Here is a 15,076-nt window from a genome sequence, read left to right as displayed (position 1 = left end):
ATTTACTCTGCTTTTAGATAATTATACCGGATGGTCAAAATGGACAGTGCTGTAGATCGCCACGTATTTTATATTTCTGACGGTACCGCTATTACGGCGGAAGTTTTAGGCCATGCGGTAATGTCGCAATTCCCGGTGGCTATCAGTAGCGTAACCCTGCCGTTCGTCGAAAACGTCAGTCGCGCCCGGGCGGTTAAAGAGCAAATCGATGCCATTTTTCAACAAACCGGCATCCGGCCGCTGGTCTTCTATTCCATCGTTATCCCCGAAATTCGCGACATTATTTTGCAAAGCGAGGGGTTTTGTCAGGATATCGTGCAGGCGCTGGTAGCCCCGCTGCAACAAGAGTTACATCTGGATCCCACGCCGGTGGCTCACCGCACCCACGGCCTGAATCCCGGTAACCTGATTAAATACGATGCGCGTATCGCCGCCATCGATTACACGCTTGCCCACGATGATGGCATCTCGCTGCGCAATCTCGATCAGGCGCAGGTGATCCTGCTCGGCGTTTCGCGCTGCGGCAAAACGCCGACCAGCCTGTATCTGGCCATGCAATACGGTATTCGCGCCGCTAACTACCCTTTTATCGCCGACGATATGGACAATCTGGTTCTCCCGGCCTCGTTAAAGCCGCTGCAGCACAAGATGTTCGGCCTGACGATTAACCCGGAGCGACTGGCGGCAATCCGCGAAGAGCGCCGGGAAAATAGCCGCTACGCCTCGTTGCGCCAGTGCCGCATGGAAGTGACCGAAGTCGAAGCGTTGTACCGCAAAAACAAAATCCCCTGCCTCAACAGTACCAACTATTCGGTAGAGGAAATTGCCACCAAAATCATGGATATCATGGGGCTGAATCGCAGAATGTACTAACACACTAGTACATTATTGAAAATTTGTTTATGCTATCGCTCGTGGCCTATACAGGATCATGCCCTGCTCTTGCAATAAGCAGGGATTGGTTTATCGTGATGCGCATCACTTCCCGGCATTTTCGCCGCGGAAGAAACAGATTTTTGAGACCCCAATGAATAAAACAGACGAATTGCGTACCGCGCGCATTGAAAGCCTGGTAACGCCCGCGGAACTGGCGCAGCGCCATCCCGTGACGGCCGAGGTTGCCGCCCACGTCTCCGCCTCCCGCCGGCGGATTGAAAAAATCCTCAACGGCGAAGACCGCCGCCTGCTGGTAATTATCGGCCCCTGCTCCATTCACGACCCTGAAGCGGCGCTGGAATATGGGCGCCGCCTGCAGGGCATGCGCGAACGTTACCAGCCGCAGCTGGAAATTGTCATGCGCACCTATTTCGAAAAACCGCGCACCGTCGTGGGCTGGAAAGGTCTTATTTCCGACCCCGATCTCAACGGCAGCTACCGGGTCAATCACGGTATCGAACTGGCGCGTCGTCTGCTGCTGCAGATCAACGAGCTGGGTATCCCAACCGCCACCGAATTCCTGGATATGGTGACCGGGCAGTTTATCGCCGATCTGATTAGCTGGGGCGCCATCGGCGCGCGCACCACCGAAAGCCAAATCCACCGCGAGATGGCCTCGGCGCTCTCCTGCCCGGTTGGTTTTAAAAACGGAACCGACGGCAACACCCGTATCGCGGTCGACGCGATACGCGCCTCGCGCGCCAGCCATATGTTCCTGTCGCCGGATAAACAGGGCCAGATGACCATCTACCAGACCAGCGGTAACCCGTACGGCCATATCATTATGCGCGGCGGTAAACGGCCGAATTATCATGCAACGGATATCGCCGCCGCCGGTGAAGCGCTACGGGAATTCGATCTCCCTGAGCAACTGGTCGTCGACTTCAGCCACGGCAATTGTCAGAAGCAGCATCGCCGTCAGCTGGAAGTGTGCGCCAATATCTGCCAGCAGATCCGCGATGGATCCACCGCCATTGCCGGGATCATGGCGGAGAGCTTCCTCGCCGAAGGGACGCAAAAAGTGATCCCCGGTCAGCCGCTGATCTGGGGCCAGTCGATTACCGACCCGTGCCTGAGCTGGGAAGATAGCGAAAAAATGCTCGCTGAACTGGCTGCAGCCACCGCTACACGGTTGTAATCCCTCCCCCCGCCGCGCTCGCGGCGGGATTTCACCGCTCGCCGTTCATCCTCTGCGCAATAACTACCTGAAATGGTAAGCAACAACAAAAAAGGCTTGCCGTGAAAATTAACATTACTGATAATGATTATCATTGTTGCTTTTATTTTTATTTTGGTGCTATGACGCGTATGGACAACACTGCCACAGCTGAGAAAACGAAAGACAATGCTCCCTATCCCCTTGCCAGCGATCGCCAAATCAGCAGCCGGACGCTGTTGGGTGCGGAAGGTCGCGTGGTGATCGAACATGACGGCCAGCGCTATCTGTTGCGCCAGACCCACGCCGGTAAGCTAATTTTGACCAAATAAAACCCCGCGCGATGGCGAGGCTTTACGGTTAGCTGGAGCAGCTCACTTCCAGATGTTTACCCCAGTCAGGCGGGCGGCTGGCATAATCATCTGTACGATCGGCAAACGGCTGCGCAAGGGCTTCATGCAGACGTTCCAGCTCGCCCATGTCGCCATCTTCGGCTTTTTCTATCGCCCGCTGCGCCAGCCAGTTGCGTAGCACCACCGCCGGGTTGACGCCCTGCATCCGCAACTGGCGTTCGCTATCGTCGATCTGTTCATCGCGCAGCCGCGCCCGGTAGTCGGCAAACCAGCTATCAAAGGCCGCGCGGTCGATAAACTCATCGCGCAGCGGCGATGCCGCGCTGTGCTGCTCGCTTTGGCTCAGCATCCGGAAGGTACGAGTGTAGTCACTCCCTTCACGTTCCATCAGACTGAACAGTCCATCAAGCAGAGTGTTATCACCGGTTTGCTGAGTATAGAAGCCGAGTTTGTCGCGCATACGGCGGCCGTAGGTGGTCAACAAGGCAGGCTGATAGTCATCCAGCGCCGCGTTCAGCGCGTCGGCGCTGATGAACGGCGAGAGCGACTGGGCCAGACGCTGCAGGTTCCACAACCCTACCGCCGGTTGGTTATCAAAGCTGTAGCGCCCCTGGTAATCAGAGTGGTTACAGATAAAACCGGGCTGGAAATCATCGAGGAAGCCATACGGACCATAATCCATGGTCAGGCCAAGAATCGACATATTATCGGTATTCATCACCCCGTGGGCAAAGCCAACAGTCTGCCAGCTGGCGATCATTTCCGCGGTACGCGTGACAACGTCACGGAACCAAAGAATATACTTATCCGCCTCCTGCTGCAGCTGCGGCCAGTGGTGTTCAATCACATAATCTGCCAGCTGCTGCACTTTTTCCGCTTCGCGACGATAGTAAAAATGTTCGAAATGGCCGAAGCGGACGTGGCTTTCGGCGATGCGCATCAGCATGGTGCCGCGTTCTTCGCGTTCGCGGTAAACCGGCGTGTCGCTGGTCACCATCGCCAGCGCGCGGGTGGTTGGGATCCCCAGCGCATGCATTGCTTCGCTGGCAAGGCTTTCGCGGATAGTCGAGCGCAGTACCGCCCGGCCATCGCCCATTCGCGAATAGGGCGTCAGACCGGCGCCTTTAAGATGCCAGTCAAAACGTTGACCATCCGGCAACTGCTGCTCGCCAAGCAAAATGCCGCGCCCGTCGCCAAGCTGACCGGCCCAGGCGCCAAATTGATGGCCGCTATAGACCTGCGCCAGCGGCGACATCCCTGGCAGCACCGCTTCGCCTCCCCAGACGCCCGCCCCATGTTGCGGATTAAATAACGTCTCCGGGACGCCCAGCGTTTGCGCCAGAGCGGTGTTGCGCCAGATGAGACGCGCGTTATCCAGCGGCGTGGGCGCCAGTGAAGTGTAAAAACCCGGCAGCCGATCGCGCCAGTGAGTAGTAAAAGACAGGGTCATGGTTCCTCCTGCCGCCAGTGTAGTGCCTTCAACAGGGGATTAACACGGGCGAACTGCAGGGTTATGGCAATTAAAAAAGGGAGCTCTCGCTCCCTTTTCTCGCCAGATGCGGGTTAAATGCGCCTCGCCTGCCAGAATTTCTTATTCCAGTAGACGTTGTCCAGCGACGAGCGGGTTACGCCCTGACTGGTGGAGGCGTGAATAAATTGATTGTCGGTATCATAGATACCGACGTGCAGGCCGCTTTCGCCGGAGCCGGTTTTGAAAAACACCAGGTCGCCGGGCAACAGATCGCTTTTATCAATACGGGTGCCGATTTCCGCCTGCTCGCGAGTTTCCCGCGGCAGCTGCATGGCGAATTTGTCACGGAACGTGCGTACCACAAAGCCCGAGCAGTCGACGCCGCGTGGCGTCATGCCGCCATAGCGGTACGGCGCGCCGCGCCAGTTGCGCAATTGCTCATTGAGATTGGCTACCACGGTAATGGAATCAGCCAGTCGTGGATTCGGCGGCGGCGCGCGGTGGCTGCTACAGCCTGCCAGCACCATCGCCGCAATAAGAATGAACCACACACGCATCTCAGACGATTCCTCTGTTCCCTGTCCTGTTATTGCAATAATTTAGCCTGTTTAGCGGCTTACAGGCAAGATCCTTACCCGCTACTGTGACGCCACGAGCATAAGATGACCCGCGACTTCCACCCGCTGGAAAGCGATATGATAAGCGGCGGTCAAATTCTCTTCACTTAACACCTCATACGTTTCCCCGCAGGCAATCATCTGCCCCTTACAAATGAGCCACGCCCTCTGCGCATGACGCAATGTATGGTTGAGATCGTGGCTGCTCATCACGATAGCGATCCCCAGCGCGCACAGCGACGCCAGCACGTTATCCAGCGCCGCCTGCTGCGCCACATCAAGGCTGTTCATTGGTTCATCCAATAACAACAGTTGCCCGGCTGGATTCGCGCGGCGGTGAATCTGCAGGATCACCGCCGCCAGACGCACCCGCTGCCACTCGCCGCCGGAGATCTGGTTGACCTGGCGCCCCAGCTTATCGCTTAAGCCCAGTTGCCCGGCAATCTCGTTGAGCAACTCCTGCGGGGCGCTATCCTGCATATGTAACGACAGATAGTGCCACACCGGCATCGCGAAGGGCGGGAGCTGCTGCTGGCTCAGATAGGCGCGATGGCGGGCAAGCTCCGCTGCGGGCCACTGAGCCAGCGCCCGCTGGTTAAGCGTAATCAAACCGGGACCGCTGGTCAGCCCGGCCATGCGCGCCAGCAGGGTACTTTTTCCGGCGCCATTCGGCCCCACGAGATGGATTATCTCACCGGGCCGCACGTCAGCGGTAAACGGCGACAACCGCCCCGCTTCCGCTACATCCTGTAGCTGCATCAAAAACGGCATTATTGCGCTAGCGCTCCTTTTACCGCAGCCAGCAGTTGCGGGTCGTCCGGCGTCATATCCGGCGAGAAACGCTGAATCACCTGACCATCGCGGCCAACGAGGAATTTTTCAAAGTTCCACAGGATGTCGTCAACGTACAGCGGCGCGCGGCCTTTACTGGCCATCCGCTCATAGAAACCGCTCCCTTCCGGCGCGACGGCCTTCGGCGCGGCGGCAATCAATTTTTGATACAGCGGCGCGCGATGTTCGCCGTTGACGTCAATTTTACTGAACAGCGGGAAGGTGATGCCGTAGGTCACGCTGCAGAACGTTTTAATCTCTTCTTCGCTGCCCGGCTCCTGGCCGAGAAACTGATTACAAGGGAAGCCAAGGACGCTGAATCCCTGCGGGGCAAACTCTTCTTGCAGCGCTTCCAGTTGCTCATACTGCGGCGTGAGGCCGCATTTTGAGGCCACGTTGACGATCAGCAGCACCTTTCCGGCATACGCCGCCAGGGTGGTTTTTTCGCCATCGATGGTCGTCACTTCGGTATTAAGAATGTCGTGTTGCATAGCCTTCCCTCAGTCAATAATGCAGGTTAAGGAGATCCCTATCTACTGTAGCGGATTCAACGCGCTTGATTCTACTTTGATTCGCGGGCAAATGTCGCTTGATGTGACAGCGCTGCGCTTGTCGACGGCAACATGAATTCCTCTCAATATCAGCAACGGACAAATCAGTGTACAGTGTGAAAAGTATGTAATATTGTTTCGTTACTTGTTAATTTAAGAGAGTTTTTAGAGATGAAGAAGTTGTTAAGCTCGGTGTTAATCGCCACATCGGTGGCGCTGTTATCCGCCTGCTCTCCGGACGATAACAATAAGGTTAAAGTCGCGATCAATACCGGCCCGGATGAAGCTATCTGGAAAGTCGTAGAGCAGGTAGCAAAAGATAAATATAACCTCGACGTTGAGGTTATCTCTTTCAATGATTACGTCCTGCCGAATGAAGCGTTAAATAATAAGGATGTCGACGCTAACGCTTTCCAGACGCTGCCCTATCTCGAAGCGCAGTCGAAAGAGCGCGGCTATAAATTCGCCATCGTCGGTAAAACATTCGTCTTCCCGATCGCCGCCTATTCGCGCAAAATCAAAAATATCAGTGAACTGCCTGACGGCGCGACCGTCTCTATCTCTAACGAAACCACCACGCTTGGCCGCAGCCTGCTGCTGTTACAGGCGCAAGGATTAATCAAGTTGAAAGACGGCGTAGGCTATCTGCCCACTACGCTGGATATCATTGATAACCCGAAACACCTGAAGATTGTTGAAGTCGATACTCCGCAGCTGACCCGTACGCTCGACGATCCGAACGTAACGCTTGCCATCATCAACACTAATTTCTCGGCGCAGGTCGGTTTATCCGCCGCCCGCGATGGCCTGTTTATGGAAGGCCCGGATTCACCTTATGTCAATGCGATTGTGGCGCGCGAAGATAATAAAGACAGCAAGAAAATTCAGGAGCTGAAAGAGGCTTTCCAGACCAGGGAAGTCGCCGATAAAGCGCAGGAAGTCTATAAAGGCGATGCCATCAAAGGCTGGTAAGCGTCCCCCGACGCCGTCCATGCTGACGGCGTCTCCCTACCCCCGTCGCCCTGAACGCAGCAGCAACCAGATGAACACCGGCGCCCCCAGCGTCGCCGTCACCACGCCGATCGGTAATTCCGCCGCCGATAACGCCAGCCGGGCGATGATATCGGCGCCGAGCAGCGCGCTGGCGCCAGCTAACAGGCAGGCGGGAAGCAGCACCCGATGATCGCTCAGGCCGCACAGGCGCAAAATATGCGGGATCACCAGACCAATAAAGCCAATCGCCCCCGCCAGCGCCACGCTGACGCCGACCAGCCAGCCGGTGGCCACCACCAGTAATTTCCGCCATAGCCACAGCGGCAGGCCGAGCTGACGCGCCGAGACTTCGCCCAACGCCAATAAATTCAGCGGCTGCGACTGCCAGCATCCCCACAGCAGCACCGGTAGCAGCGCCAGCATCAGCCACAGCTGCTGCCAGTCGACACCGCCAAAACCGCCCATCATCCAGTACATCAGCTGGCGCAGGTCAAAAGAGGTTGAGAAATAGACCGCCCAGGTCATCAACGCGCTACAAATAATACCGAGCGCGACGCCCGCCAGCAGCAGACGGCTGGTAGACAGGTGACGCCGGGCGAAACGGAGCAGAATAAAGGTAATCAGCAGCGCGCCGGCAATGGCGCACAGCCCCAGCGCCCACATGGGTAACACGCCGTGGCCTAACAGCACGGCGGCAATCAGCCCAACGCCCGCGCCGTTAGAGACGCCCAACAGTCCCGGTTCCGCCAGCGGGTTTTCAAACAGCGCCTGCATGATCGCGCCGGAAAGCGCCAGCGCCGCCCCCACTAACAGCACCGCCAGCGTGCGGGGCAGACGGATTTGCCAGATAAACAGCTCGCCTTTGGCGCTAAACCACTCCTGCGGCGGGATCCATTGGTCGCCGGCGCACAGGCTAATAGTCAATGTGACGAGCAGGATCAGCGTTAAGGCGGTTAGCCAACGACGGTTATGGCGCTGTTGAATATCGGCAAAGGTCTGCATAAGTCCCGGAGGCAAATGAGCGAGGTGATTGATTTTACGGTGACGATGGCGGGGAGAAAAGGAAAAACTCAGAGTCATCACCACGCTGGCGCCAGCGCTCCTCGTGACGCCAGCGTGGGAATGGAATTTACACCAATACCTGGAACAGTAACGCGAAGAGAATGATATTCGCCACCACAATCGCCCAGCCGTTATACAGCATGTATTTCAGGTGGGTAGACTGCGCCAGCCCCATTTGACCAAACATATCCGAAGAGGGGAATGGGCCAAACCAGTCGACCTGCGAAGAGGCCAGTAACACCGCGGTAGTCCCCTGCGGCGGCACGCCGGCGGCCATTAGCATCGGGCCGAAAATTTTGTGGGTGAAGGTCATCTGCGCCACCGCCGCCCCCGGTACGTGGCCAATAATATTGAAAGCGAAGATGCAAAAGCACAGCCAGGCAGGCGAAATACCTTCCAGCAGTGGCTGGGTATAGTCGAGCAGCCCCTGATAGGCATGAAGGCCATCCATCAGCTCCAGGATCGGGTTATACAGCCAGTAGAGGATAAACATCCACACCAGACGGCCACAACCGTGGTACAGCGCCTGCAGGATCTGCGTCGGACGCAGGCCGCCCACCAGCCCGGTAATCAAGGCCACCAGCAGCATCACGATAATCGCAAAGCTGAATCCGGCTTTGATCACCACGCCAATGACCGCCATCACGATAATCGTTGCCGCGAAGGCCAACGCGCTGAGCTTACGCCGACGCAGCTGCGCGGCGCTCAGTGCTTCTGTTGGCTTCTCCGTGAGATCGACTTCATAGCGCAGTTTTCCTTCGGTCATCTTCTGGATCCGCCCCGCCATCACCCAGCCGGCCAGCAACGTCACCGCACTCATCGGCAGCCCCACGTACAGCAGATAATCCGGATAGCTTAATCCGCCGAGGCTCAGGATAGTCACGGTGCTGGGGGTAAACGGCCCGGTAAACAATCCCACGGATCCGGCGGTCATCATCAGCGCGGCCACCGTCGGCGGAGTCAGGCGTACCGCTGCCGCCACCGGGATGATCACCGCGACAATAATCGCGTTACCACCAGCCATCGTCCCCAGCGAGCCGCAGATTAAAATCGAGGACACCACAATGCCAAACTTCACTCGGGTCTGGCTGGACAGGCCGATGCGGTGAACCACAAATTTCACTAACTCAACCGCGGCGCCGGTACGGGTGGCGACTTCGCCCACCCCGGCGCCGAGCATAATAATCAGCCCGACGGTGGCGATAAATGAACCGGTGGATTTCGCCAACATGGTGCCCATTTCCGGCAACCCGGTGGAGGTCATAATCATGGCGATAATAATTGAAGAAATCACCGCCAACACAATATCGACGCCGACTAGCGACAGCACCGCTAACGCCACTAAAGGCGTAAAGCCCAACAGGCCGAGTTCACTGCTCGGGCGGCCATGGCACCACCACGCGGTCAACACAAACAGCACCAATAACAGGCCAATAATAACGTTTTTTCTTGTGATATTTCGTCTGGCGAGCGTATTGCCAGCGAGCGTTGAGTCACTCATATAACTCCTTAAAGCCATTAGAACCGACCGCGATTGCAGGTTGGCGTATTCGGGCCTGCTCAGAAAATATCCCCCCTCGTTATCATTATTGGCTTCATGGCCTGAGGGTTTGTAGGGTACAAAGGGAATGGTTCTGAGAACGTAAAAGACCGCCTGAAGACGGTACCAGCAGCACAATATGTAACCGGAGCGCTGATTGGCGATTAAATTTATGTTAATTTAGTGTTAGTAGAAAATGACTTTTTATCGGCAAGCTATAACCCTGAGTTAACTGTTCATGAAACTGCGCCATCTGGAAATCTTCTACGCCGTGATGACTTGCGGCTCTCTTTCACGTGCGGCGGAATCGCTGAATATCTCCCAGCCGGCCGCCAGCAAAGCATTAAAAAACGCCGAGCTTAAGCTCGGTTTTAAGCTGTTTCAGCGGGTACGGGGTAAGCTGCTGCCAAGTAGCGAAGCGCTCACACTTTTTGAAAAAGCGCAGAGCATTTATCAGGATCTCGATAACCTGCGCCTGCTGGCGGATAATCTGGCCCGCGATCCGCGCGCCAAGATCACCTTAGGCTGTTTACCAAGCCTTGGATTAAGCCTGGTGCCGGAGCTGGTGACCGATTTTTATCAACAAAACAGTAATCTGGTGATGACCTTAACCACCGAGCATACTGAGACGCTGGTCAAGAAATTGGATCTGCGCGAAATAGATTTAGCGCTGACGCTGCAGCCGGTCCAGCAGGGGGAGATCATCACCACCCTGATTGCCGAAGTGCCGCTGGTCTATATCGACCGCGACTACCGACAAGGCGCGGTGGACATCAAAGAGATCGATCAGCAGCGCTGGATCTCGCCGGGGCCACATTCGCTCTCTGCCGCCATCGCCACCCGCCGTGATTTTTCCACTACCCGGCTTAATGTACAGACCTACTACATGGCCACCGAGTTCGTGAAGCGCGGTATCGGCTGCAGCATCACCGATATCTTTTCGGCGCGACATAATCTGTCGCCGGAGATGATTCACCCGATTACGCCGCCAATGAAAATCAACCTTTGCCTGCTGCGTCGCGCCGATGTTTCGCTCAGCCCAATCACACAGAAATTTGTCGATTTTCTGTGTAAACAGCTGCGTCAACAGCTCAAAGAAATTAACCTGCAGTTATACCCTGACCATAAAAAGTCAATTGCGCCGCTGGGGTAAATGCTTTGACATAACTGCAAGATATTTATCAGCGGTGGATATATCAGGTTATGAAAAAACGCATTGTGATTATCGGCGGCGGCGTGGTGGGGCTGGCCACCGCCTGGGTATTAATTAAGAGCGGACACCAGGTGCAGCTACTGGAGCGCAACGCCGAGCCGGGCAGCGCCACAAGTTTCGCCAACGGCGGGCAATTAAGCTACCGCTACGTGGCGCCGCTTGCCGACCGTGGCGTCCCCCTGCAGGGGATTAAATGGATGGGCAAAGCCGATTCGCCGCTGAATATGCGCCTGCAAATGTCTTTCCAGCAGTGGCGCTGGCTATTGCAGTTCCTGCGCGCCTGCAATAGCCAAAGCAACAAAATTAACGGCGATCATATTTTACGCTTATCCCTGCTCAGCCGTCAGGTTATGCAGTCGTGGCTTGATGAAGATAATCTTGCTGATTTTCACTGGCGGCGTAGCGGTAAACTCATTATTCATCGCCGGGAGTACGACTTTCATAAAGCGGCGAAAGGGATTAATCCCCAGTATCAGCATGCCCTGAGCGCCGAAGCCTGCCTGCAGCTGGAACCGGCGCTGAAACACATCAGCCATTCGCTACAAGGCGGGATTTATTCACCGGGAGATGAAACGGCAGACTGCCATAAATTCTGCCTCGCCCTGCTCGACAAACTCAATGCCAGCAGCAACTTCAGCCTACTCACCCACTGCGAGGTGCTGCGGCTCAATAAGCACGACGGGCGTATCAGTTCGCTTGAGACCAGCCGCGGTACAATAACCGGCGATGATTATGTCGTCGCCGCCGGCAACGGTAGCGGCTCACTGCTGGGTCATCTGGGCGTGCGCGTGCCGCTGTGCGCGCTGAAGGGATACAGCCTGACCCTTCCCTACCCTAAAGAGGCCGGGATCGCGCCGGATATCAGCGTGACTGACTACGGACACAAAATCGTTTACGCCCGCCTGGGCGATCGGTTACGCATCGCGGCGATGGTGGATATCGGCTACGACGGTGAAGAAATACGGGATAGCCGCGTTCAGGCGCTGAAAAATATCGTCGCGAACAGCTTCCCCGATCTGCAGGGGCTGGATGAGGCTGAAGCCTGGACCGGTATGCGCCCGTCGACGCCAGCGGGCCCACCGATGCTGGGGCGCGCCGGATACCAGAATCTGTGGATGAATCTCGGCCAGGGTAGCCTTGGTTTTACGCTCGCGGCCGGCAGCGCCGTGATACTGGGAGCACTCCTCGATGGCGAAGCGCCGGCAATTTCTTTAGATGGTCTGACATGGAAACAATCCGCATGACAATTATTCGTAATAATCCGCAACCCCGACTTTCCGCCAGCGTCGAGTACGGCAACCTGGTGTTTCTCTCCGGCCAAACGCCGAAAAGCAGCGCTGATGATATTGCGCTGCAAACCCGCGAAGTACTGGAGAAGATCGACGCCCTGCTGGTCGCCGCCGGTAGCGACAAGCAGCACATCCTTTCCGCACAGATCTGGCTTAAAGATATCTCACGCGATTTTGCCGCGTTTAATGAGGTCTGGGTGGCGTGGATGCCGGAAGGCCATAGCCCGGCGCGGGCGGCCGTTCAGGCCGAGATGGCGCGGCCCGACATCCTGGTGGAAATCATGGTCACCGCCGTAAAAGCGTAAGATAAAACAGGTAAGAAAAAAGGCCGCATAGCGGCCTTTTTAATTAGTCAGTCCAGATTATTTCTCTCTGGGTGAAGCGTTTTCGACACGGCTTTTTAACTTCTGTCCGGGTCTGAAGGTCACCACACGCCGGGCTGTAATGGGAATATCTTCCCCCGTTTTCGGGTTACGTCCCGGGCGTTGGTTCTTATCACGCAAATCGAAGTTGCCAAACCCGGAGAGTTTTACCTGTTCTCCGTTTTCCAGAGCACGACGGATCTCTTCGAAAAACAACTCTACCAGTTCTTTGGCATCCCGCTTGCTAAGCCCAAGCTTATCAAACAGATATTCTGACATTTCAGCTTTTGTAAGCGCCATAGGTTCAATCCCTCAATGATGCCTGGAATCGCTCTCTTAATGCCTCTACACATTTGGCAACGGTAGCGGCAATCTCCTCTTCTTCGAGTGTACGGCTGGTATCCTGAAGGATCAGGCTAATCGCAAGGCTCTTAAAGCCTTCCGCCACACCCTTACCACGGTACACGTCAAATAAGTTTACGCCAACTACCTGATTTACGCCAACTTTCTTACATTCGGCCAAAACATCGGCTGCAGGGACGTTTTCCGCGACCAGTACCGCGATATCGCGACGGTTCGCCGGGAAGCGAGAAATTTCGCGCGCCTGAGGCACCACGCGGTCTGCAAGCTTGTTCCACTCGATTTCGAACACCAGAGTGCGGCCGTTAAGATCCAGTTTACGTTCCAGTTCCGGATGAACAACCCCAATGAAACCAATGCGTTCACCTTTCAGATAAATCGCCGCGGATTGTCCCGGATGCAGTGCGGTAGCCGCTTCTGCGCGGAATTCGATATCGGCTAATTTACCGGTCAGATCAAGAACAGATTCCAGATCGCCTTTTAAATCATAGAAATCGACGGTTTCTTTTGCCAGGTTCCAGTGTTCTTCGTAGCGGTTACCGCTAATCACCCCGGCCAGCATCACATCCTGACGAATGCCCAGCGGCGCCTGCGTATCCGGCACGAAGCGCAGACCGCTCTCAAAGATGCGCACGCGGCTCTGTTGACGGTTCTGGTTGTAGACGACGGTGCCCAACAGACCGGTCCACAGCGACAGGCGCATCGCCGACATTTCGCTGGAAATCGGGCTTGGCAGAATCAGCGCCTCTTCACCGGCGTGGATTAGCTGCTGTACTTTCGGGTCAACGAAGCTGTAGGTAATGACCTCCTGATAACCTTTGTCGTTCAGCAGCGTTTTCACGCGCTTCAGCGACAGGTCCGCTTCACGGTGGGTTCCCATGATGAGACCCGCCTGTACCGGCTCGTCAGGAATGTTGTTGTAGCCGTAGACGCGGGCCACTTCTTCAACCAGATCTTCTTCGATCTCCATATCGAAACGCCAGCTTGGCGCAACGGCCTGCCACTGGTCCTGACCAACGGTCACTTCGCAACCCAGGCGCTGCAGAATGTCGCTAACCTGCGCGTCATCGATATGATGGCCAATCAGGCGATCCAGCTTGCTGCGGCGCAGGGTGATGGTGGCGCGTTTTGGCAGCGTCTCTTCGTTGGTTACATCGATAATCGGGCCAGCTTCACCGCCGCACAGGTCGATCAGCAGACGGGTCGCACGCTCCAGCGCTTTATACTGCAGGGCTGGATCGACGCCGCGCTCGTAGCGATGGGATGCATCGGTGTGCAGGCCATGACGGCGCGCGCGACCGGTGATAGACAGCGGGCTGAAGAACGCGCATTCCAACAGCACGTTCTGGGTTTCATCGTTAACGCCGGAGTGTTCGCCGCCGAAGATACCACCCATCGCCAGCGCTTTCTTATGGTCAGCAATAACCAGCGTATCGCTATCGAGCTTAGCTTCAGAGCCGTCCAGCAGCACCAGCGTTTCGCCCTCTTTCGCCATCCGCACCACGATACCGCCTTCAATGCGGTCGCGGTCAAAGGCGTGCATCGGCTGGCCCAGTTCAAGCAGCACGTAGTTGGTCACGTCAACCACCGCATCGATGGAACGGATACCGCAGCGGCGCAGTTTTTCTTTCATCCACAGCGGGGTCGGCGCTTTGACGTTGATGCCTTTCACCACGCGGCCCAGATAACGCGGGCACGCCTGCGGCGCCTCAACCTGAATCGGCAGCACGTCGTCAATGGTCGCGGCAACCGGAGTGATTTCCGGCGCGTTCAGCGGCGCTTTGTTCAGCACAGCGACATCGCGCGCCACGCCGATGATACCCAGGCAGTCGGCGCGGTTTGGCGTAACGCTGATTTCGATGGTGTTGTCGTCAAGCTTGAGGTATTCGCGAATGTCGGTACCAATCGGCGCATCGGCCGGCAGTTCGATGATACCGCTATGATCGTCGGAAATACCCAGCTCGGAGAAAGAGCACAGCATCCCTTCTGACGGTTCGCCGCGCAGTTTCGCCGCTTTAATTTTAAAATCGCCCGGCAGTACGGCGCCAATGGTCGCGACGGCCACCTTCAGGCCCTGACGGCAGTTTGGCGCGCCGCAGACGATGTCCAGCAGACGCTCGCCGCCGACATTGACTTTAGTAACGCGCAGTTTGTCAGCATTCGGATGCTGGCCGCACTCGACCACTTCACCGACGACCACGCCGTTGAAGCTACCGGCCACCGGCTCAACGCCGTCAACTTCCAGGCCCGCCATGGTAATCTGATCGGACAGCGCTTCGCTGTCGATCGCCGGGTTAACCCATTCGCGTAACCACAGTTCACTGAATTTCATTGTTCTGTCC

Annotated in this window: 15 protein-coding genes; 7 read left to right on the top strand and 8 right to left on the bottom strand. The window is 56.4% G+C overall.

Annotated features, from left to right (window positions below):
• Positions 1-39 precede the first annotated feature (39 nt).
• The 3 genes from ABLV08_RS17760 to hemP all read left to right on the top strand — a co-directional run bounded on the left by ABLV08_RS17760 (position 40) and on the right by hemP (position 2,424).
• Positions 40-873 (top strand): pyruvate, water dikinase regulatory protein, encoded by an 834-nt coding sequence (locus ABLV08_RS17760; protein ID WP_015367027.1) that lies wholly within the window; start codon positions 40-42, stop codon positions 871-873.
• A gap of 154 nt (positions 874-1,027) precedes the next feature.
• The gene (locus tag ABLV08_RS17755) at positions 1,028-2,074 is read left to right on the top strand and encodes a 3-deoxy-7-phosphoheptulonate synthase (RefSeq protein WP_348856087.1); all 1,047 of its coding nucleotides are present in this window, start codon (positions 1,028-1,030) and stop codon (positions 2,072-2,074) included.
• A gap of 170 nt (positions 2,075-2,244) precedes the next feature.
• Positions 2,245-2,424, top strand: a complete 180-nt coding sequence (gene hemP, locus ABLV08_RS17750) for a hemin uptake protein HemP (RefSeq protein WP_026612342.1) — start codon at positions 2,245-2,247, stop codon at positions 2,422-2,424.
• Positions 2,425-2,452: 28 nt separating this feature from the next.
• On the opposite strand, the gene selO is transcribed toward hemP, so the two are convergent.
• From selO to ABLV08_RS17730, 4 genes are all read right to left on the bottom strand, one after another.
• The gene (gene selO, locus ABLV08_RS17745) at positions 2,453-3,895 is read right to left on the bottom strand and encodes a protein adenylyltransferase SelO (RefSeq protein ID WP_126028787.1); all 1,443 of its coding nucleotides are present in this window, start codon (positions 3,893-3,895) and stop codon (positions 2,453-2,455) included.
• Positions 3,896-4,008: 113 nt separating this feature from the next.
• Complete coding sequence (locus ABLV08_RS17740; RefSeq protein WP_015367031.1) at positions 4,009-4,473, bottom strand: NlpC/P60 family protein; 465 nt, start codon at positions 4,471-4,473, stop codon at positions 4,009-4,011.
• Between the two features lie 81 nt (positions 4,474-4,554).
• Positions 4,555-5,304 (bottom strand): vitamin B12 ABC transporter ATP-binding protein BtuD, encoded by a 750-nt coding sequence (gene btuD, locus ABLV08_RS17735; RefSeq protein ID WP_047056334.1) that lies wholly within the window; start codon positions 5,302-5,304, stop codon positions 4,555-4,557.
• The gene (locus ABLV08_RS17730; protein ID WP_032707807.1) at positions 5,304-5,855 is read right to left on the bottom strand and encodes a glutathione peroxidase; all 552 of its coding nucleotides are present in this window, start codon (positions 5,853-5,855) and stop codon (positions 5,304-5,306) included. The genes btuD and ABLV08_RS17730 overlap by 1 nt, the downstream gene beginning before the upstream one ends.
• Before the next feature lie 231 nt (positions 5,856-6,086).
• Here ABLV08_RS17730 and ABLV08_RS17725 point away from each other — a divergent pair, with 231 nt between their 5' ends.
• On the top strand, positions 6,087-6,887 hold the full coding sequence (locus ABLV08_RS17725; RefSeq protein WP_015367035.1) for a MetQ/NlpA family lipoprotein: 801 nt from the start codon (positions 6,087-6,089) through the stop codon (positions 6,885-6,887).
• A 36-nt stretch (positions 6,888-6,923) separates the two neighbouring features.
• On the opposite strand, the gene btuC is transcribed toward ABLV08_RS17725, so the two are convergent.
• Together btuC and ABLV08_RS17715 are read right to left on the bottom strand one after the other, a co-directional pair.
• The gene (gene btuC / locus ABLV08_RS17720; protein WP_032711434.1) at positions 6,924-7,910 is read right to left on the bottom strand and encodes a vitamin B12 ABC transporter permease BtuC; all 987 of its coding nucleotides are present in this window, start codon (positions 7,908-7,910) and stop codon (positions 6,924-6,926) included.
• Positions 7,911-8,037: 127 nt separating this feature from the next.
• A complete protein-coding gene (locus ABLV08_RS17715) occupies positions 8,038-9,471 on the bottom strand; it encodes a gluconate:proton symporter (protein WP_213708249.1) in 1,434 nt (477 codons plus the stop codon).
• Positions 9,472-9,748: 277 nt separating this feature from the next.
• Between ABLV08_RS17715 and ABLV08_RS17710 the strand changes: the two genes are divergently transcribed.
• From ABLV08_RS17710 to ABLV08_RS17700, 3 genes are read left to right on the top strand one after another with little or no spacing between them, the layout of a single operon-like run.
• Positions 9,749-10,663 carry a LysR family transcriptional regulator gene (locus tag ABLV08_RS17710; RefSeq protein ID WP_015705115.1) on the top strand — a complete coding sequence of 305 codons (915 nt, stop codon included), beginning with the start codon at positions 9,749-9,751 and terminating at the stop codon, positions 10,661-10,663.
• A 38-nt stretch (positions 10,664-10,701) separates the two neighbouring features.
• The gene (locus tag ABLV08_RS17705; protein WP_340172096.1) at positions 10,702-11,967 is read left to right on the top strand and encodes a D-amino acid dehydrogenase; all 1,266 of its coding nucleotides are present in this window, start codon (positions 10,702-10,704) and stop codon (positions 11,965-11,967) included.
• Positions 11,964-12,317, top strand: a complete 354-nt coding sequence (locus tag ABLV08_RS17700) for a RidA family protein (RefSeq protein WP_026612343.1) — start codon at positions 11,964-11,966, stop codon at positions 12,315-12,317. Before ABLV08_RS17705 ends, ABLV08_RS17700 begins: the two co-directional genes overlap by 4 nt.
• A 57-nt stretch (positions 12,318-12,374) precedes the next feature.
• Here ABLV08_RS17700 and ihfA read toward each other — a convergent pair whose 3' ends face one another.
• Both ihfA and pheT read right to left on the bottom strand, forming a co-directional pair.
• Positions 12,375-12,674, bottom strand: coding sequence for an integration host factor subunit alpha (ihfA, locus tag ABLV08_RS17695; RefSeq protein ID WP_015367042.1), 300 nt, complete (start codon positions 12,672-12,674; stop codon positions 12,375-12,377).
• A 4-nt stretch (positions 12,675-12,678) separates the two neighbouring features.
• Positions 12,679-15,066, bottom strand: coding sequence for a phenylalanine--tRNA ligase subunit beta (pheT, locus tag ABLV08_RS17690; protein WP_015705112.1), 2,388 nt, complete (start codon positions 15,064-15,066; stop codon positions 12,679-12,681).
• Positions 15,067-15,076: the final 10 nt, after the last annotated feature.

The organism is Klebsiella sp. CN_Kp088 (assembly GCF_040064335.1).
Taxonomy (GTDB): Bacteria; Pseudomonadota; Gammaproteobacteria; order Enterobacterales; family Enterobacteriaceae; genus Klebsiella; species Klebsiella aerogenes.
This window is presented reverse-complemented; position numbering and strand designations above follow the sequence as displayed.